The 19,830-nt window shown below is 62.6% G+C and carries 16 protein-coding genes; 12 read left to right on the top strand and 4 right to left on the bottom strand.

Translation table 11 applies throughout. The annotated features are described in order from the left end of the window. The first annotated feature begins 299 nt into the window (after positions 1 to 299). Complete coding sequence (locus C8K61_RS15595) at positions 300 to 1,025, top strand: response regulator (RefSeq protein ID WP_108097183.1); 726 nt, start codon at positions 300 to 302, stop codon at positions 1,023 to 1,025. Positions 1,026 to 1,061: 36 nt separating this feature from the next. Further along, a complete protein-coding gene (locus C8K61_RS15590; RefSeq protein WP_108097182.1) occupies positions 1,062 to 2,663 on the top strand; it encodes an ATP-binding protein in 1,602 nt (533 codons plus the stop codon). Between the two features lie 90 nt (positions 2,664 to 2,753). On the opposite strand, the gene C8K61_RS15585 is transcribed toward C8K61_RS15590, so the two are convergent. Then, a complete protein-coding gene (locus C8K61_RS15585) occupies positions 2,754 to 3,467 on the bottom strand; it encodes a 4'-phosphopantetheinyl transferase (protein ID WP_108097181.1) in 714 nt (237 codons plus the stop codon). A gap of 354 nt (positions 3,468 to 3,821) precedes the next feature. Between C8K61_RS15585 and C8K61_RS15580 the strand changes: the two genes are divergently transcribed. From C8K61_RS15580 to arfB, 8 genes are all read left to right on the top strand, one after another. Next, complete coding sequence (locus C8K61_RS15580) at positions 3,822 to 4,049, top strand: DUF3820 family protein (RefSeq protein ID WP_108097180.1); 228 nt, start codon at positions 3,822 to 3,824, stop codon at positions 4,047 to 4,049. A gap of 131 nt (positions 4,050 to 4,180) precedes the next feature. Beyond that, positions 4,181 to 6,604, top strand: a complete 2,424-nt coding sequence (locus C8K61_RS15575; RefSeq protein WP_108097179.1) for an EAL domain-containing protein — start codon at positions 4,181 to 4,183, stop codon at positions 6,602 to 6,604. Between the two features lie 296 nt (positions 6,605 to 6,900). Beyond that, positions 6,901 to 7,998, top strand: a complete 1,098-nt coding sequence (gene hppD, locus C8K61_RS15570) for a 4-hydroxyphenylpyruvate dioxygenase (RefSeq protein WP_108097178.1) — start codon at positions 6,901 to 6,903, stop codon at positions 7,996 to 7,998. Between the two features lie 14 nt (positions 7,999 to 8,012). Further along, positions 8,013 to 9,149 carry a homogentisate 1,2-dioxygenase gene (locus C8K61_RS15565; protein ID WP_108097177.1) on the top strand — a complete coding sequence of 379 codons (1,137 nt, stop codon included), beginning with the start codon at positions 8,013 to 8,015 and terminating at the stop codon, positions 9,147 to 9,149. Positions 9,150 to 9,319: 170 nt separating this feature from the next. Beyond that, complete coding sequence (locus C8K61_RS15555; protein ID WP_108097175.1) at positions 9,320 to 10,303, top strand: fumarylacetoacetate hydrolase family protein; 984 nt, start codon at positions 9,320 to 9,322, stop codon at positions 10,301 to 10,303. A gap of 3 nt (positions 10,304 to 10,306) precedes the next feature. Beyond that, a complete protein-coding gene (maiA, locus tag C8K61_RS15550; RefSeq protein ID WP_108097174.1) occupies positions 10,307 to 10,957 on the top strand; it encodes a maleylacetoacetate isomerase in 651 nt (216 codons plus the stop codon). Between the two features lie 123 nt (positions 10,958 to 11,080). Then, complete coding sequence (locus C8K61_RS15545) at positions 11,081 to 12,490, top strand: amino acid permease (RefSeq protein WP_108097173.1); 1,410 nt, start codon at positions 11,081 to 11,083, stop codon at positions 12,488 to 12,490. A gap of 129 nt (positions 12,491 to 12,619) precedes the next feature. Beyond that, positions 12,620 to 13,033, top strand: coding sequence for an alternative ribosome rescue aminoacyl-tRNA hydrolase ArfB (gene arfB, locus C8K61_RS15540; RefSeq protein ID WP_108097172.1), 414 nt, complete (start codon positions 12,620 to 12,622; stop codon positions 13,031 to 13,033). A 99-nt stretch (positions 13,034 to 13,132) separates the two neighbouring features. On the opposite strand, the gene C8K61_RS15535 is transcribed toward arfB, so the two are convergent. Genes C8K61_RS15535 through phhA form a run of 3 tightly spaced genes read right to left on the bottom strand, consistent with a single transcriptional unit; the run spans position 13,133 to position 15,494 of the window. Then, a complete protein-coding gene (locus C8K61_RS15535; RefSeq protein WP_108097171.1) occupies positions 13,133 to 14,329 on the bottom strand; it encodes an amino acid aminotransferase in 1,197 nt (398 codons plus the stop codon). Next, positions 14,326 to 14,682: a 4a-hydroxytetrahydrobiopterin dehydratase gene (locus tag C8K61_RS15530; protein WP_108097170.1), complete on the bottom strand. Its 357-nt coding sequence runs from the start codon at positions 14,680 to 14,682 to the stop codon at positions 14,326 to 14,328. Before C8K61_RS15530 ends, C8K61_RS15535 begins: the two co-directional genes overlap by 4 nt. 26 nt (positions 14,683 to 14,708) lie before the next feature. Next, positions 14,709 to 15,494 carry a phenylalanine 4-monooxygenase gene (phhA, locus tag C8K61_RS15525; protein ID WP_108097169.1) on the bottom strand — a complete coding sequence of 262 codons (786 nt, stop codon included), beginning with the start codon at positions 15,492 to 15,494 and terminating at the stop codon, positions 14,709 to 14,711. 266 nt (positions 15,495 to 15,760) lie between these two features. Here phhA and C8K61_RS15520 point away from each other — a divergent pair, with 266 nt between their 5' ends. Together C8K61_RS15520 and acs are read left to right on the top strand one after the other, a co-directional pair. Continuing rightward, on the top strand, positions 15,761 to 17,314 hold the full coding sequence (locus tag C8K61_RS15520) for a sigma-54-dependent transcriptional regulator (protein WP_108097168.1): 1,554 nt from the start codon (positions 15,761 to 15,763) through the stop codon (positions 17,312 to 17,314). A 434-nt stretch (positions 17,315 to 17,748) separates the two neighbouring features. Next, entirely contained in the window at positions 17,749 to 19,710 is a 1,962-nt protein-coding gene (acs, locus tag C8K61_RS15515; protein ID WP_108097167.1) for an acetate--CoA ligase, read from the top strand. Positions 19,711 to 19,830 lie beyond the last annotated feature (120 nt).

Here is a 19,830-nt window from a genome sequence, read left to right as displayed (position 1 = left end):
AATGGTCGTTCGCAGCGCTTTGTCGCCGCTGCGAAGTTTTTCACCGTACCACTATATGTTGTGTTTTTTATTGCAGCGTTGGCATGGGCTGTGCAGTCGCTGGCGAGCTTTTGCGGTGGGCCGTTTCCCCCTCTTCCTAGCCCTCTCCCCAAGGGGCGAGGGGACTGATTCGTGCCGGTGCGGCGGGCGGCGATTGGCTCCCCTCTCCCGCGTGCGGGATAGGGGCTGGGGGAGAGGGCCGCCCCTTGATATACAATGCCGCCCTTTCCCGGTCGCGGCCCAAGCAGTAGGAGACAGTGGTGGAGCAAGAAGCCTGGCAAATCCTTATTGTCGAAGACGACCAGCGTCTGGCCGAGCTGACGCGCGAGTACCTGGAAAGTAACGGCCTCAAGGTGGCCATCGAGGCCGATGGTGCCCAGGCTGCGGCGCGCATTCTGCGTGAGCAGCCGGACCTGGTGGTGCTCGACCTGATGCTGCCGGGCGAGGACGGTTTGTCCATTTGCCGCAAGGTACGCGGCAGCTACCACGGCCCGATTCTGATGCTCACCGCGCGCAGCGACGACATGGACCAGGTGCTCGGCCTGGAGATGGGCGCCGACGATTACGTGTGCAAACCGGTGCGCCCACGGGTGCTGCTGGCCCGAATCAGGGCACTGTTGCGCCGCAGCGAGGGCAGCAGCGAAGCGGTGGTGGTCGATCAGCGCCGTCTGGAGTACGGCGTGCTGGTGATCGACAGCGCCATGCGTGAAGCCTGGTTGCGCGAGCAGAGTATCGAGCTGACCAGCGCCGAATTCGACCTGCTGTGGCTGTTGGCCTCCAATGCCGGGCGCATTCTGTCCCGCGAAGAAATCTTCACCGCCTTGCGCGGTATCGAATACGACGGCCTCGACCGCTCCATCGACGTGCGCATTTCCCGTATCCGCCCCAAAATCGGTGACGACCCCATGCACCCGCGGCTGATCAAGACCGTGCGCAGCAAGGGCTACTTGTTTGTCGCCGAAGCCGCCGAAGCGTTGGCGAGCTAACGCCACCTATATAACGAAGAACAGGACGCCCGCCAGATGAACTCGATTTTCCTGCGCATCTATGGCGGCATGCTGGCGGCCTTCGTGCTGGTCGCCTTGCTGGGCGTGTTCAGCTTGCACCTGCTCAACGAGGTGCGCTCCGACCAGTACCGCGAACGCCTGGCGCGCGGCACCTTCAGTTTGATGACCGATAACCTCGCCAACATGACCCCGGTGGAGCGCCGCCGCGCTGTGGTGGTGTGGGGTCGTTTGCTCGGCATTCCCCTGGCGCTCGAACCGTTGGCTAGCCAGACGCTGGACAGCCGTGCGCGCAACCGCCTGCTCGACGGCCAGGTGCTGGTGGAACAGACCGGCCCGCATGCCGCCAAGGTCTACGGCCTGCTCGGTGACCAGGAGCAACTGGTGCTGGTGGGCGAGGTGCAGCAAATCAGCGAACAACTGGCGCGCGCCACCGTGTACCTGCTGATCGACGAGCTGATCCGCTTCCCCATCGCCGAGCAACCGCAACGCCTGGAAGCGCTGGCCGCCGCCAAGGAGTTCGGTTTTAACCTGCGCCTGGTCAAGCCCGACCAGGCCGAGCTGGACGACGACCAGCGTCGGCGTATCGATGAAGGCGACACGGTGATGGCGCTGGGCAAGGAGGGCGACTCGATCCACGTGTTCTCCGGCGTCACCGGTACGCCCTGGGTGCTGGAAATCGGCCCGCTGTACCAGATGAATCCCTATCCACCGCAGCTGTTGGTGCTGATCGGTGTACTCGGTCTGAGCCTGATCGGCCTGATCGTCTACCTGTTGGTGCGCCAGTTGGAACAGCGCCTGCTGGGCCTGGAAGAAACTGCCACGCGCATTGCCCTGGGCAAGCTGGAGTCGCGGGTGCCGGCCGGTGGCGCCGATTCGGTGGGGCGCCTGGCGGCAGCGTTCAACGCCATGGCCGAACACCTGCAGCGCTCGCTGACCATCCAGCGCGAGATGGTCCGCGCGGTGTCCCACGAACTGCGCACGCCCGTGGCGCGCCTGCGTTTTGGCCTGGAAATGATCGGCGACGCGCAAACCGACGCGGCCCGGCGCAAGTACATGGACGGCATGGACGGCGACATCCAGGACCTCGATAAGCTGGTGGACGAAATGCTCACCTACGCGCGCCTGGAGCAGGGCGCGCCGGCGCTGCACTTCCAAGCCATCGACCTCGACGCCTTGCTCGACCAGGTGATCGACGAACTGGCGCCGCTGCGCCCGGGCGTGCGCGTGGAGCGCGGGCCTAGCATTCACGCCGTCGACGGCAGCGGCGCGTTGGTGGAAGCCGAGTGGCGCTACCTGCACCGCGCTCTGCAGAACCTGGTGAGCAATGCCATGCGTCACGCCGAATCGAGGGTGCGCCTGAGTTACCAGGTGGGGCTCAAACGCTGCCGGCTGGACGTGGAAGACGACGGGCCGGGCATTCCCGAAGCCGAATGGGAACGCCTGTTCACCCCCTTCCTGCGCCTGGACGACAGCCGCACCCGCGCCTCGGGCGGGCATGGATTGGGTTTGTCGATTGTGCGCCGGATCATCTACTGGCACGGCGGCCGCGCCCAGATCAGCCGCAGCGAAGCCCTCGGCGGCGCGTGCTTCAGCCTGGTGTGGCCGCGCAAGCAATAACGCCGAACAACCGAGGTTTGCAGGGATCGCGGCTGAAGCCGCTCCTACGGATTGTGCAACCTTGTAGGAACGGCTTCAGCCGCGATGCTCTTAAGCTACAGCGATCAAGCTCAACAACCGCCCATCAAACTGCCCGAATTGCCCCTGCAACTCACTGCCGCTTTTCCACTCGGCCGACAAATCCGTCAGCAAGCGCAGCCGCGCAAACCCCGCGTTAGTCCACTCCAGCACTTCGGCATGTTCGAAGTAAAAGCGCTGCAAGGTCAGCGGGTAGAGTGCTTTGAACACGCTCTCTTTCAACGAAAAGGTCAGGGTCACCAGCAGTCCCAGCTGCTCCGGATCGAGCAAGCTGGCGCGGCGCAGTTCGGCCGGGGTGAGGATTTCTTCCTGCAGGCGCGCGGCGCGCTCGCTGCTCAGCAGGTTTTCCACGTCCAGGCCCAGACCACGCCAGTCGCTGCTATTGGCAACAATGGCGGCTGCCCAGTTTTTGCCATGGGTGATCGAACCGCTCACTCCGGCCGGCCATTGCGGCGCGCGGTCGGCGCCTACCGCTGGCACCACCTCGCTGCCATTCAAGCGGCGCAGCGCCTCGCGGGCACACACGCGGCCAGCAAGAAACTCGGCCTGGCGCTTGGCCACGCCGTGGGTGAGGGGGATCTGGCTGTGCTGGAAATCATCGGGCTGCAGCTGCGCCGGGTCGAACTGGGTGCTGATGAACTGGATATTGGCCAGAGGCTGCGGCTGCGGCAGAGGCCAGTGGTCACTCAGCGGGCTGCAGCAGGCGGGGAGGGTATAGGTCGACATGGCCGCATTCTGCCGGGTCGCGGCCCATGCGGCCAGCCTTGGCGGCGATTAGCGTGGCGCGCACTTACATTTCTTTGCACAACCGTAACAAAGCGACACGGAACCTCGCGGCCACATTTGCCAGACTGCCGCCGCGTTTCTTCGGAACGCAGGTGAGGTTGTAGTTTGGCCCTGACGCTTCGAGGCGGAAGGCACCAAACCTTAGTCACTGATTAAGTGCGGGAGCCCGTTTGGGCTCCCGTTTTTTTTGTCTGGTAGTGGGGGCAAGGTGGTTCGTTTGCAGAAATCCAGGCTTCAGCCTCGATCTTTTGATCGGGTACCATCGGCCAGTTCGTAAACGCATCAAGGCCCGCCATGAAACCCGAAGACCTCCTCCTGCTCGTCACCCGCGAGATGCCCTATGGCAAGTACAAGGGCCGGCTGATTGCGGATCTGCCGGGGCCGTATCTGAATTGGTTTGCCCGCGAAGGTTTCCCCAAGGGCGAGATCGGCCAGTTGCTGCAGTTGATGCAGGAGATCGATCACAACGGCCTCAGTGAGCTGCTGACGCCACTGCGCAACAAGTCCCGCCCACCCCAGTAATTCCGCGCCTTGCGCAACTTTCCCGGTTTGCTTCTATGCTGCAAAAACTGCCTCGTCAGCGCGGGCGGTTTTGGGGGACGTGCGTGAGCGCTTGGCGCCGCGCTTCATAGGGATCGTGTGGGGCACTTCGAATGCGGGACAAACGTCGCCTGTTCGTGTTGGTGTGGCCTTTCATCGCCATTGTCGTGCTGCAGGCTTTGCTGGCGGGCATCAGCCTGGAGGTGATGTCGTCGGTGCGCGCCTATGTCACCGGCGAAAGCCTGTGGAGCAAGGGCCAGAAGGACGCCTTTTCCTACCTCCATCTATATGCCGACACCCTCGACGAAGCTGATTACCAGGCCTACCAGGCCGCCATCGCCATTCCCCTCGGCGACCACGCCGCGCGCCTGGCCATGGACTTGCCCAGTCCGGATTACCGCGCCGCCTATGAAGGGTTTTTGCGCGGCGGCACCCATCCGCAGGACATTCCCGGGCTGATCTGGTTGTACCGCGACTTCCGCCAATTCAGTTACCTGGCCCGTGCCGTCGAGCTCTGGCGGGTCGGCGACGGTTTTATTCTGGCCTTGCAGGAGGTGGCCGAGCAGATGCATCAGGCCATTGCCGCCGGCACGGCCACGGCGGCGCAGATCCATGCCTGGAACGAGCAGATCTATGCGATCAACCTGCAAGTCACCCCGGTGGCGAAAGCCTTCTCTGACACCCTGGGCCAAGGTTCGCGCTTTATTCAGCAATTGCTGCTGGCCGCCAATGTGCTGGCGGCCCTGGTGCTGATTCTATTGGCCACCTTGCGCACCCTGAAATTGCTGCAACAGCGCGAGGCCTTTGATCAGGCGCTGCGCGCCGAGAAGGAGCGGGCGCAAACCACCCTGGCCTCGATTGGTGATGCAGTGATTCGCACCGACCAGCGCGGCTGCCTGGAGTACATGAACCCGGCCGCCGAAGACCTGATTCTGTGCCGCATCGACCAGGCCCGTGGGCGTGCCCTGAGCACCTTGTTCCATCTGCAGGATTCCGATACCCAACTGGCCGACGCGCCGTTGCTGGAGCGCATTCTGGCCGGTGAGATCGGCGGAAGTGCGCATGCCCAGCAGGTGGTGCGCCTGGACGGCAGCAAGGTGGCGGTCGCCCTGGTGGGGGCGCCGATCCAGATTGCCGGGCACATTGCCGGGGCGGTGCTGGTGCTGCACGACATGACCCGCGAACGGCAGTACATCGACACCCTGTCCTGGCAGGCCTCCCACGATGCGCTCACCGGCCTGGCCAACCGTCGTGAATTCGAGCAGCGCCTGGAGTACGCACTGGCGCGCCTGGAAACTCACCCCGGTCAGCATGCGCTGATGTTCCTCGACCTCGACCAGTTCAAGGTGGTCAACGACACCTGCGGGCATGCGGCGGGTGACCAGTTGCTGCGCCAGGTCTGTGTGCTGTTGCAGGAGCACCTGCGCGAGGGTGACACCCTGGCACGCCTGGGCGGCGATGAATTCGGCATTTTGCTGGAGAACTGCCCGGCGGCCCCGGCTGCGCGGATTGCCGAGTTGTTACGAATTACCGTGCAGGACCTGCAGTTTGCTTGGGACGGGCGCAATTTCAGTATTGGCGTGAGCATCGGCCTGGTCAGCCTGGCGCAGTCGCGCATCACCCTCGCTGAAGCGCTGCGCTCGGCCGACATGGCCTGCTACATGGCCAAGGAAAAGGGCCGTAACCGGGTGCAGGTGTACCAGAGCGACGACTCGGAAATGTCTAACCGCTTCGGCGAAATGGCTTGGGTGCAGCGCATTCATGCCGCGCTGGAGGAAGAACGCTTCTGCCTTTATTACCAGCAGATCGCTCCGGTGGCGGCCGAGCAGGGCGCGGGTGCGCACCTGGAACTGCTGCTGCGCCTGCGCGATGAAGACGGCCAACTGGTGCCGCCGATCCGCTTTATTCCGGCGGCCGAGCGTTATGGCCTGATGCCGTTGATTGACCGCTGGGTGGTTAGCCATGCCTTCAGCGTATTGGCCCAGCGCCAGGCCAACCAGGACAGCGACCCGATTGCCACCTGTGCCATCAACCTGTCCGGGCCTACCTTTGGCGACCAGGCGTTTCTCGGTTTTCTGCGCGAACAGTTCGCCCTGTTCAATATCCCGCCGCAGCAGGTCTGTTTCGAAATCACTGAAACCAGCGCCATCGCCAACCTGGGCAGCGCCATGCATTTCATCAGTGAGCTGAAAACCCTCGGCTGCCGGTTCTCCCTGGATGACTTCGGAGCCGGTATGTCCTCGTTCGCCTACCTCAAGCACCTGCCGGTGGACTACCTGAAGATCGACGGCAGCTTCGTCAAAGACATGCTTGAAGACCCCATTGACCGCGCCATGGTCGAGTCGATCAACCAGATCGGCCATGTGATGGGCAAACTGACCATCGCCGAGTTCGTCGAAAGCCCGGCGATCATGCAGGCGCTGGCCGAGGTGGGGGTGGATTACGCCCAGGGGTATGCGATTGCCAAGCCGCTGCCGTTTGGCCGGGATGTGCGCCTGAGTGCGTATGTCGAACCTTTACCGGCGGCGTCCTTGTAGGAGCGGCTTTAGCCGCGATGCTGTTGATCTAAAAAGCATCGCGGCTAAAGCCGCTCCTACAGGTGATGCGTCAGCTGGTGGTTTGTGGCAAGAATTCCGGCCGCGCTGGCAGGTTTTCTTTACGGTCTTCCCAGCCCCGCCGCCAGGCTTTGGCGGGCGTAACGTTTAATTGCCAACCCACCCTGGCTAGCCACCCAGCCCAGCCAACCCCCCACCTTGTGAGCCCTGCTCCCACAGGTTGTTATGAATGCAGCGGCCCCAAGCGGCCACCCCATAACAACAATCCAGGAGGCGCAATGAACGCCGTGCACGCTCGCAAACCTACCCCCATCGAAGCCCATAACCCCATCGGCACCGACGGCTTCGAGTTCGTCGAATACACCGCGCCCACGCCCGAAGGCATCCAGCAGCTGCGTGAGCTGTTCACAGCCATGGGCTTCACCGAAACCGCCAAGCACCGTTCCAAGGAAGTGTTTCTGTTCCAGCAGAACGACATCAATTTTGTCCTCAACGGCAGCCCCACCGGGCATGTCCGCGAGTTCGGTCTCAAGCATGGTCCGAGCGCCTGCGCCATGGCGTTCCGCGTGCACAACGCCGCCCAGGCCGCGGCTTATGTCGAGTCGCAGGGCGCCAAGCTGGTGGGCAGTCACGCCAATTTCGGTGAGCTGAATATCCCCTGCGTCGAAGGCATCGGCGGTTCGTTGCTGTACCTGGTGGATCGCTACGGCGACAAGACCATCTACGACGTCGACTTCGAGTACATCGAAGGTCGCACCCCGCAGGACAACGCGGTCGGCCTCAGCGAAATCGACCACCTGACCCATAACGTCAACCGCGGCCAGATGGACGTCTGGTCGGGCTTCTACGAACGCATCGCCAACTTCCGCGAGATCCGTTATTTCGATATCGAAGGCAAGCTCACTGGCCTGCTGTCGCGGGCGATGACAGCGCCCTGCGGCAAGATCCGCATCCCGATCAACGAGTCGGCCGACGACAAATCGCAGATCGAGGAATTTATCCGCGAGTACCACGGCGAAGGCATCCAGCACATCGCCCTGGCCAGCGACGACATCTACGCCACCGTGCGCCAGCTGCGCGCCAACGGCGTGGATTTCATGACCACCCCCGACACCTATTACGCCAAGGTCGATACCCGGGTTGCCGGTCACAGCGAGCCGACCGCGGTGCTTAAAGAACTCAACCTGCTGATCGACGGTGCTCCCGGTGATGACGGCATCCTGCTGCAGATTTTCACCAACACGGTGATCGGCCCGATCTTCTTCGAAATTATCCAGCGCAAAGGCAATCAGGGGTTCGGCGAGGGCAATTTCAAGGCGCTGTTCGAGTCCATCGAAGAAGACCAGGTGCGCCGCGGCGTGATCGCGGCCGACTGAACGAGGAACTGAGCATGAGCCGCAACTGGATCAGTTTTCCCCTGCGCGAAGGCGAGTGTTCGCGCCAGGCGCACTGCGATTTCCCCGAAGGCACCTACGAGCGCGAAATGGGCCGCGAGGGCTTCTTCGGTCCGGCCGCGCACCTGCACCACAAGCACCCGCCCACCGGCTGGGTGGATTGGCAAGGGCCGCTGCGCCCGCATGCCTTCGACCTCAACCGGGTGCCGAGCGAGAGCGATTGCCCGCTGGCCGCGCCGCTGGCGCTGCACAACAGCGACGTTCGCATTCGGGTGTGGAAATGCAATGGCGCCATGGGCCACCTGGTGCGCAATAGCGACGGCGATGAATTGCTATTCGTCCACGAAGGCAGCGGGCATTTCTACTGCGACTTCGGCCACCTGGAATACCGTGACGGTGACTACCTGGTGATTCCGCGTGGCACCGCCTGGCGCATCGAGGCCACGGCGCCGAGCTTCTTTTTGCTGATCGAAAACACCGACGGCGCCTACCAGCTGCCCGACAAAGGCCTGCTCGGCCCACACGCGATCTTCGACCCGGCAGTGCTCGACCACCCGCGCCTGGACGAGATCTTCAAAGCGCAGCAGGACGAGAGCACCTGGCAGATCCGCATCAAGCGGCGTAACCAGATCAGCACCGTGACCTACCCGTACAACCCGCTGGACGTGGTCGGCTGGCATGGCGACAACACCGTGGTGCGCCTGAACTGGCGCGACATCCGCCCGGTGATGAGCCACCGCTACCACCTGCCGCCGTCGGCGCACACCACCTTTGTCGCCAACGGTTTTGTGGTCTGCACCTTCACCCCGCGCCCGGTGGAAAGCGACCCCGGTGCGCTGAAGGTGCCGTTCTATCACAACAACGACGACTACGACGAAGTGCTGTTCTACCACCGCGGCAACTTCTTCAGCCGCGACAACATTGAGGCCGGCATGGTCACCCTGCACCCCTGCGGTTTCCCCCATGGCCCGCACCCCAAGGCGCTGAAAAAGAGCCAGGAAAGCCCGGCGACGTTTGTCGAGGAAGTGGCGGTGATGATCGATACGCGCCGTGGTTTGGAAATTGGTGAAGCGGCGGCGGCGGTGGATGTGGCGGCGTATGTGGATTCGTGGCGGGCGCCGGGGAAAGGGTAGATAGGTGTTGGCCTCGGCCCTCTCCCCTAGCCCCTCTCCCGCAAGCGGGAGAGGGGAACTGAACACGGTCTGCGGGTCTCCCCTCGCCCGTTTACGGGAGAGGGGCCGGGGGAGAGGGCCGCGATGTCCCGCCCTGCGCCATTTAAAACAAATCAAACAAACAGGTCCCTATGAAACTCGCATCCCTGAACCAAGGCCGTGACGGCCAGCTTATAGTGGTCTCCCGCGACCTGATCCGCGCGGTGAAAGTCCCAAACATCGCGCCCACCCTGCAGGCCGCGCTCGACACCTGGGCCATCACCCGGCCCAAACTCGAAGCCGTCTACCAACGCCTCAACGACGGCCTTGAAGGCGAAGCCTTTGCCTTTGACCAGAGCGCCTGCGCCAGCCCCTTGCCGCGCGCCTACCACTGGGCTGACGGCAGCGCCTACGTCAACCATGTGGAGCTGGTGCGTAAAGCCCGTGGCGCGGAAATGCCGGAAAGCTTCTGGCACGACCCGCTGATCTATCAGGGCGGCGCCGATACTTTTATCGCGCCCCACAGCCCGATCCTGATGGCCGACGAAGCCTGGGGCATCGACCTCGAAGCGGAAATTGCCGTGGTCACCGATGACGTGCCCATGGGCGTGTCGGCGGCTGAGGCGGCGGGGCATATCCAGTTGCTGATGCTGGTCAACGACGTGTCGCTGCGTAACCTGATTCCCGGCGAGCTGGCCAAGGGTTTTGGTTTCTACCAGAGCAAACCCTCGTCGAGCTTTTCGCCGGTGGCGATCACTCCGGACGAGCTGGGTGACAGCTGGCGCGACGGCAAGGTGCAGCGGCCGCTGACCTCGCATATCAACGGCGAGCTGTTCGGCCAGCCGGATGCCGGTACCGACATGACCTTCAATTTCCCCACGCTGTTGGCCCACGCGGCGAAAACTCGCGGGCTAGGGGCGGGCAGCATCGTCGGCTCCGGCACCGTATCGAACTATGACCGCAGCGCCGGCAGCAGCTGCCTGGCGGAAAAACGCATGCTCGAAATCATCGAGCATGGCGAGGCGAAAACCCCCTACCTGCGCTTTGGCGACCGGGTGCGCATCGAGATGTTCGACAGCGCCGGGCAGAGCATTTTCGGCGCCATCGACCAGGTGGTGACGGAGTACCGGGGCTGAGCCATGTTGACCCTCTACGACTACTGGCGCTCCAGCGCCGCCTACCGGGTGCGCATCGCCCTCAACCTCAAAGGCCTGGCGTATCAGGCGGTGCCGGTGCATTTGGTCAAGGATGGCGGCCAGCAGCACAGCGCCGATTACCGGGCGCTGAATCCCCAGGGTTTGCTGCCGTTGCTGGTCGACGGCAATCAGCGTATTGCCCAGTCCCTGGCGATTCTGGAATACCTGGAAGAGCGTTACCCGCAACCGGCGCTGCTGCCCAGGGACCAAGGCCAGCGGGCGCAGATCCGCAGCATCGCCCTGCATATCGCCTGCGACATCCACCCGCTGAACAACCTGCGGGTGTTGCAGTACCTGAGCAGCGAGCTGGGCGTCGATGCGGCCGGCAAAGATGCCTGGTACCGCCACTGGGTCACCACTGGCCTGGCAGCAGTGGAGCAGGGCCTGCAACAACAGGCCACGGAGCTGTCATTGGGCGAACGGCCGGGTTTACTGGAAGCCTGCCTGATTCCGCAGGTGTACAATGCGCGCCGTTTTAACTGTGACCTCCATGCGTACCCACGCATTCTCGCTGTGGTCGAGCGCTGCAACTCGTTACCGGCATTCATCAATGCCGCGCCGGAGGTGCAGCCAGACGCCGCGGTCGTTCCGTAACGGACGCCGCGCGCCGACTGCACCAAGGCTGACTCAAAGCTGTACTGCCTTGTGAAATTCCGCCGAGCCACAAGCCCGGCGGGTCCGATCCCGTCACAGATAAAAACAAGTAGGTGACGTTACATGCACGACAGTCTCTCCTCAGGCCAACTCAAACGGGGCCTGAAAAACCGCCACATCCAGCTGATTGCCCTCGGTGGCGCGATCGGCACAGGGTTGTTCCTGGGCTCGGCCGGGGTGCTGAAAAGCGCCGGGCCATCGATGATCCTCGGCTACGCCATCTGCGGCTTCATTGCCTTCATGATCATGCGCCAGCTTGGCGAGATGATCGTCGAAGAGCCGGTGGCCGGCTCCTTCAGCCATTTTGCCCACAAGTACTGGGGCGGGTTTGCCGGCTTCCTGTCGGGCTGGAACTGCTGGGTGCTGTACATCCTGGTCGGCATGTCCGAGCTCACTGCGGTCGGCAAATACATCCACTACTGGTGGCCCGACGTGCCGACCTGGGTGTCGGCGGCGGGCTTCTTCGTGTTGGTGAACGCCATCAACCTGGCCAACGTGAAGCTGTTTGGCGAGGCGGAATTCTGGTTTGCGATGATCAAGGTGGTGGCCATCGTCGGCATGATCGCCCTGGGCTGCTACCTGCTGTTCAGCGGCGCCGGTGGTGAACAGGCGACCGTCACCAACCTGTGGGCGCAGGGCGGGTTTTTCCCCCATGGCGTCAGCGGTCTGGTGATGGCCATGGCCTTTATCATGTTTTCCTTCGGTGGCCTGGAGATGCTGGGCTTTACCGCTGCCGAAGCCGACCAGCCGAAAAGCGTGATTCCCAAAGCGATCAATCAGGTGATCTACCGCATCCTGATTTTCTATGTCGGCGCCCTGGTGGTGCTGCTGTCGCTGACCCCGTGGAATCTGCTGCTGGAGCACATCAACAGCGCCGGCGACCCCTACAGCGGCAGCCCGTTTGTGCAGGTGTTCTCCCTGCTGGGCAGCAACACTGCGGCGCACTTGCTCAACTTCGTGGTGCTCACGGCGGCGGTGTCGGTCTACAACAGCGGTACCTACTGCAACGGCCGCATGCTGCTGGGTCTGGCCGAGCAGGGCGATGCGCCGAAGGTGTTCGCCAAGGTGGATAAACGCGGCGTGCCGGTAAATGCCTTGATGCTCTCGGCGCTGGTGACCTTCCTGGCCGTGGTGGTGAACTACGTGGTGCCGCAAAACGCCCTGGAACTGCTGATGTCTCTGGTGGTGGCCGCATTGGTGATCAACTGGGCGATGATCAGTTTCTCGCACCTGAAATTCCGCCAGCACATGGACAAAGAGGGCGTACGCACTGCCTTCCGCGCCTTGCTGTTTCCCTACGGCAACTACCTGTGCCTGGCGTTCGTGCTGTTCATTCTTGGCGTGATGCTGCTGATTCCGGGCATTCAGGTATCGGTGTACGCGATTCCGGTGTGGCTGGTGATCATGTGGGCGTGCTACCGGTTGAAGTTGTCACGGGCCAAGACGGCAGCGTTGCAGGCCGTTACTGACTGACTCGGTCCCTGTGGGAGGGGCTTTAGCCGCGAGCGTTTAAAATCAACAGCATCGCGGCTAAAGCCCCTCCCACAACACCCCTCAGCCCGGCTATTCTGCCGCTCTGTTCTATGTCCGGTTTCCCCCCCCATGCTGGTGATCTCCAACAACGTGCACCTGCCCGACACTGACATCGAGCTGAGCGCCATCCGTGCCCAGGGCGCTGGCGGGCAGAACGTCAATAAAGTCTCCAGCGCCGTGCACCTGCGCTTCGACATCAATGCCTCCTCATTGCCACCGTTCTACAAGGAACGCCTGCTGGAATGGCGCGACAGCCGCATCACCAGTGACGGCGTGGTGGTGATCAAAGCCCAGCAATACCGCACCCAGGAACAGAACCGCGCCGACGCGCTCGAACGCCTGAAAGAACTGATCCTGGCCGCCAGCAAAGTGGAAAAGAAACGTCGGCCGACCAAGCCGACCCTGGGCTCGAAAAAGCGCCGGTTGGAAGGTAAGAGTCAGCGGGGGGCGATCAAGGCGGGTAGGGGCAAGGTGGATTTTTAGCTGGAGATCAAAAACGCGAGGCTGAAACCTCTCCCACATAGAGCGCAAGACCCTGAGGGAGAGGCTTCAGCCTCGATTCCTGGAAACGAAAATCTCGAGTCAGCCACTTACCTTGGCGATAGCAGCGGCCAGGTAATCGAGATGCTGACTGTCCATCCCCGCCACATTGGCGCGCCCGGTGCCGACCATATAGATACTGTGCTCATCACGCAGCCGCTTGACCTGCTCCGGGTTCAAGCCTGTGTACGAAAACATCCCGCGCTGCTGGCCAATATGGGCAAACCGCTCAGCCAGCCCGTACGGCTGCAACGCCGTCAGCAAGCCCTGGCGCAGTTCGGCGATGCGCATGCGCATGGCCTCGACTTCTTCCTGCCACAACCGCTGCAAACTGTCGTCGGCGAGAATCTGCGCCACCACCGCTGCGCCATGGGCAGGTGGGGTAGACCACAGGTTGCGGGCGATGGCGGCCAGTTGGCTGCGCACGTCCACCAGTTTGTCCGCCGTGGCACTGCTCACCAACAGGGCGCCGGTTCGTTCGCGGTACAGGCCGAAGTTCTTCGAGCATGAGCTGGTTACCAGTACGTCTGGCAGCTCTGCAGCGAACAGGCGCACGGCCCAGGCGTCGGCTTCCAGACCTTCGGCAAAGCCCTGGTAGGCGAAGTCGATCAGTGGCAGCAGGTTACGTTCGCGCACCACCGCCAGCACCTGGCGCCATTGCTGCGGGTTCAAGTCGAAGCCGCTGGGGTTGTGGCAGCAGGCGTGCAGCAGCACCACGTCGCCGTGGGGGATTAGCTGCAGGGCCGCGAGCATGGCGTCGAACACCAGGCGGTTGTCGGCCTCGACGTAGGGGTAGTGCTGAACTTTGAGCCCGGCAGCGGCAAACAGGGTTTCGTGGATCGGCCAGGTTGGGTCGCTCAGCCAGATGCTACGGCCCGGCAGACAGCGGTGAATAAACTCGCCGGCCAGACGCAGCGCTCCGGTGCCACCCGGCGTTTGCGTGGCCCCGGCACGATTGGCGTTGAGCAGGCTTGAATCGGCACCGAACACCAGGCGCGCCAAATGCTGGGTGAACAGCGGGTCGCCGTGGCCGCCTATGTAGCTCTTGGTGGTCTCACTTTCCAGCAGGTGGCGCTCGGCGATTTTCACTGAACGCAGGATCGGCGTGTTGCCCTGTGGGTCTTTGTACACGCCAACGCCGAGGTCGACTTTGTGCGGGTTGCTGTCGCTGCGGTAGGCGTCGATCAGGCCGAGGATCGGGTCGCCCGGCACCCGCGCCACCTGGCCAAAATGGCTCACTTCAAACCTTCGGCGGTCTTGGCCACCTGGTCGGTGCGCGCGGCCATGATGAAGTCGTTGCGGTGCAGGCCTTTGACCGAGTGGCTCCACCAGGTGACGGTGACCTTGCCCCATTCAGTCAGCAGGCCGGGGTGATGGCCTTCGGCTTCGGCGATCTCGCCGACTGAGTTGGTGAAGGCCAGGGCCTGTTTGAAGTTCTTGAAGGCGTAGAGCTTTTCCAGCTGCAACACGCCGTCGCGCACTTCAATGTTCCAGTCCGGAATTTCCTTGATCAGCACCGCCAGTTCCGCATCGGACACTTTCGGCGCATCGGCTTTGCAGGCTTCGCAGTGGGCTTGGTTCAGGGCAGTCATCAGGGGCTCCTGTGGGAAAAGGGAAGTTAAGCAGCTTTAGGGGAAAATTTCGGCGGATGCAAACCCAGTTGGGCGGCGTGGGCGACCATGGCCATGACGTCTTCATGGGCCAGATCAAACAGGCGCTTGAGGTCGGGCAGAACAAAATACAGCGGCTGCAGAATGTCGATGCGATAGGGCGTGCGCATCGCTTCCACTGGGTCGAAGGCCTGGTGTTCCGGCGCGTCCGAGAGGCTGTAGAGGGTTTCTTTGGGGGACGAGAGAATGCCGCCGCCGTAGATCTTGCGGCCCTGCGGTGTGTCCACCAGGCCGAACTCAATGGTCATCCAGTACAGGCGGGCGAGGAATACCCGCTGCTCTTTGCTGGCCGCCAGGCCGAGCTTGCCGTAGGTGTGGGTGAACTCAGCGAACCAGGGGTTGGTCAGGAGCGGGCAGTGGCCGAACACTTCGTGAAAGATGTCGGGCTCTTGCAGGTAATCGAGTTCTTGCGGGGTGCGGATAAAGGTGGCGACCGGGAATTGCTTGCTGGCGAGTAATTCAAAGAAGGTCTGAAACGGGATCAGCGCCGGCACCCGCGCCACCCGCCAGCCGGTGCTGGCCTGCAACACGCGGTTGATTTCATCGAGTTGCGGAATACGCTCGTGGGGCAGGGCCAGTTGCTCGATGCCGTCCAGGTATTCCTGGCAGGCGCGGCCTTCGATCACCTTCAGCTGGCGAGTGATCAGGGTGTTCCACACCTGATGCTCGGCCTCGGGGTAGTGAATAAAGCCGCTGTCATCCGGCTCGCGTGCCACGTAGTGCGACTGCTTCATCGCTGCCTCTCGGTAGTTGTTGTTATTAATGACTGCTAGGTGGGACTAGAGATAACCGTTGGCGTGCAGCTTTTCAGCCCCATGGCGGCGGCAGGCGATTGGCGTTGGTGGCAAATTTCGTAAAGAAATGATGACGAGTCGGCGCGGGCAGCGAGGTGTCGCGTTGCTGAGACGTCAATCCGTAAACTATCCTTTACGAAAATTCCGCCGCCTTGTCAGGTTTCTCCGACGGTGACGGCACCAGAACAACAAAAACAGAGCCCGCCATGCGTATCAAAGTCCATTGCCAGAACCGAATTGGCATTCTTCGCGACATCCTCAACCTGCTCGTCGAGTACGGCATCAACGTGGCCCGCGGTGAAGTCGGCGGTGAGCAGGGCAATGCCATCTACCTGCACTGCCCGAACCTGATCAACCTGCAATTCCAGTCGCTGCGGCCCAAGTTCGAGGCCATCGCCGGGGTGTTCGGGGTCAAGCGTGTGGGGCTGATGCCCAGCGAGCGCCGCCATCTGGAGCTGAATGCCTTGCTCGGCGCCTTGGAGTTTCCGGTGCTGTCCATCGACATGGCCGGCTCCATCGTGGCCGCCAACCGCGCCGCTGCCCAGTTGCTGGGCGTGCGTGTGGATGAAGTGCCGGGCATGCCGCTGGCCCGTTATGCCGAAGACTTCGACTTGCCCGAGCTGGTGCGCGCCAACAAATCGCGGATCAATGGCCTGCGGGTGAAGATCAAGGGCGACGTGTTTCTCGCCGACATCGCCCCGCTGCAAACCGAGCATGAAGAAAGCGACGCCATGGCCGGCGCCGTACTGACCCTGCACCGCGCCGACCGCGTTGGCGAGCGCATCTACCATGTGCGCAAACAGGAGCTGCGCGGCTTCGACAGCATCTTTCAAAGCTCGCGGGTGTTAGCCGCCGTGGTCCGAGAAGCACGGCGCATGGCACCGCTGGATGCGCCGCTGCTGATCGAGGGCGAAACCGGCACCGGCAAGGAATTGCTCGCCCGTGCCTGCCACCTGGCCAGCCCGCGTGGGCAGTCGCCCTTTATGGCGTTGAATTGCGCCGGCTTGCCGGAGTCGATGGCCGAGACCGAGCTGTTCGGTTACGGCCCAGGCGCCTTCGAAGGGGCGCGGCCGGAGGGCAAGTTGGGGCTGCTGGAGCTGACGGCAGGCGGCACCCTGTTTCTCGATGGCGTCGGTGAAATGAGCCCGCGTCTGCAAGCCAAGCTGCTGCGCTTTTTGCAGGACGGCTGCTTTCGCCGGGTTGGCAGTGACGAAGAGGTGTACCTCGATGTGCGGGTGATCTGCGCCACTCAGGTCGACCTGTCCGAGCTGTGCAGCAAGGGCGAATTCCGCCAGGACCTGTACCACCGCCTCAACGTGCTGAGCCTGCACATTCCGCCGCTGCGTGAATGCCTGGATGGGCTGATGCCGTTGGCTGAGCACTTTCTCGACCAGGCCAGCCGGCAGATCGGTTGCCCGCTGCCCAAGCTGGCGCCACAGGCGTTCGAGAGGCTCAGCCACTACCACTGGCCGGGCAATGTGCGGCAGTTGGAAAACGTGCTGTTTCAGGCGGTGTCCTTGTGCGACGGGGCGCGAGTGTTGGCCGAACATATCCGCCTGCCGGACTATGGCGCGCCACAACCGCTGGGGGATTTTTCCCTGGAGGGCGGGCTGGAGGCAATTCTCGGGCGGTTTGAACAGGCAGTGCTCGAGCGCCTGTACCACGAGCACCCGAGCAGCCGGCAATTGGGCAAACGCTTGGGGGTTTCGCATACCACCATCGCCAACAAGCTGCGCCAGTATGGAATTGGCAAGCCGTAGGTTGGGTTGAACGCAGTGAAGCCCAACGATACGCCGCAGTAAGCCCCAACGCTGACGCCCACCAGGACGACAGTGGGCAACCAATGTTCTGTTTGGCAGCGGTGAGAGGCGGGCTACTCGGTATCGTTGGGCTTCGCTTAAGCTCAACCCAACCTACACCGTACGACTTAGGTGCAATGGTTTGCGGCGACGAGAAGGCGTTCAATACCCCCGTCCTGCGTTCTGCGTGATCACAGGCAAGGTATTGCGAACGCTCCTTCCCCGGAGCGTTTCGACTGGGCGGCCCGATGGTCGCCTTTTTTTGTCTAAAATTTTCTCCGGCCCCTCTAAGACCATGGTTCTAACCCGTTAAGACCATGGTCGAATGGCCCGCCGGGGAGGGGAGGGCTACAAAAGGCACCATACAAAAACAACTATTCACCGAGGTATCTCCGATGAGTGCTGCGTCACTGTATCCCGTACGTCCCGAGGTTGCGGCTAACACCCTGACCGACGAGGCCACTTACAAGTCCATGTACCAACAGTCGGTGATCAACCCCGACGGTTTCTGGCGTGAACAAGCCAAGCGCCTGGACTGGATCAAGCCGTTCACGGCGGTGAAGCAGACCTCGTTCGACGACCACCACGTCGACATCAAATGGTTTGCCGACGGCACCCTCAACGTCTCGGCCAACTGCCTGGACCGCCACCTGGCTGAGCGTGGCGATCAGGTTGCAATCATCTGGGAAGGCGACGACCCGGCCGACCACCGCGAAATCACCTACCGCCAACTGCACGAAGAAGTCTGCAAGTTCGCCAACGCCTTGCGCGGCCAGGACGTGCACCGCGGCGATGTGGTGACCATTTACATGCCGATGATTCCCGAGGCGGTGGTGGCCATGCTGGCCTGTACCCGAATCGGCGCAATTCACTCGGTGGTGTTCGGCGGCTTCTCCCCAGAAGCCCTGGCTGGCCGCATCATCGACTGCCGTTCGAAGGTGGTGATCACCGCTGACGAAGGCCTGCGCGGCGGCAAGAAAACCCCGCTGAAGGCCAACGTCGACGACGCCCTGACCAACCCGGAAACCAGCTCGATCCAGAAAGTCATCGTGTGCAAACGCACCGGCTCGCCGATCAAGTGGAACCAGCACCGCGACATCTGGTACGAAGACCTGATGAAGGTTGCCGGCAGCGTCTGCGCCCCTAAAGAAATGGGCGCTGAAGAAGCCCTGTTTATCCTCTACACCTCGGGCTCCACCGGTAAACCCAAGGGCGTGCAGCACACCACCGCCGGCTACCTGCTGTATGCCGCGTTGACCCACGAGCGCGTGTTCGACTACAAGCCGGGCGAAGTCTACTGGTGCACCGCCGATGTCGGCTGGGTGACCGGCCACAGCTATATCGTCTACGGCCCGCTGGCCAATGGCGCGACCACCTTGCTGTTCGAAGGCATTCCGAACTACCCGGACATCACTCGGGTGTCGAAGATCATCGACAAGCACAAGGTCAACATCCTCTACACCGCACCCACCGCGATCCGCGCCATGATGGCCCAGGGCAAGGCGGCGATTGAAGGCGCCGACGGCTCCAGCCTGCGTCTGCTCGGTTCGGTGGGCGAGCCTATCAACCCGGAAGCCTGGAACTGGTACTACGAAACCGTCGGCCAGTCGCGCTGCCCGATCGTCGATACCTGGTGGCAGACCGAAACCGGCGGCGTGCTGATCAGCCCGCTGCCAGGCGCCACGGCGCTGAAACCGGGCTCTGCGACCCGGCCATTCTTCGGCGTGGTGCCGGCCTTGGTGGACAACCTCGGCAACCTGATCGAAGGCGCCGCCGAGGGCAACCTGGTGATTCTCGATTCCTGGCCAGGCCAGGCTCGCACCCTGTACGGCGACCACGACCGTTTCGTCGACACCTACTTCAAGACCTTCCGCGGCATGTATTTCACCGGTGACGGCGCCCGTCGCGATGAAGACGGCTACTACTGGATCACCGGCCGTGTCGACGACGTGCTCAACGTGTCCGGCCACCGCATGGGCACCGCCGAAATCGAAAGCGCCATGGTCGCCCATCCGAAAGTGGCGGAAGCCGCGGTGGTCGGTATGCCGCACGACATCAAAGGACAGGGCATCTATGTGTACGTGACGCTGAACAACGGCGAAGAGCCGAGCGAAGCGCTGCGTCAGGAGCTCAAGCAATGGGTGCGTAAAGAGATCGGCCCGATTGCTGCGCCGGACGTGATCCAGTGGGCCCCGGGCCTGCCGAAAACCCGCTCGGGCAAGATCATGCGCCGCATCTTGCGCAAGATCGCCACGGCCGAATACGACAGCCTGGGCGATATCTCCACCCTGGCCGATCCGGGTGTGGTGCAGCATTTGATCGATACCCACAAGTCGATGCAGCAAGCGGTGGCATAACGTTTACCGCCGCCTTTAAAACGCCCGCGTAACCGCGGGCGTTTTTGTTTTGATTTTTGTGGGAGGGGCTGGGCGGCATTCCGATCAGCCGCGATGCTCTTAAAGATCAAAAACATCGCG

Origin of the sequence: Pseudomonas sp. GV071 (genome assembly GCF_003050835.1) — a bacterium.
In the GTDB taxonomy this organism is placed as follows: Bacteria; Pseudomonadota; Gammaproteobacteria; order Pseudomonadales; family Pseudomonadaceae; genus Aquipseudomonas.
This window is presented reverse-complemented; position numbering and strand designations above follow the sequence as displayed.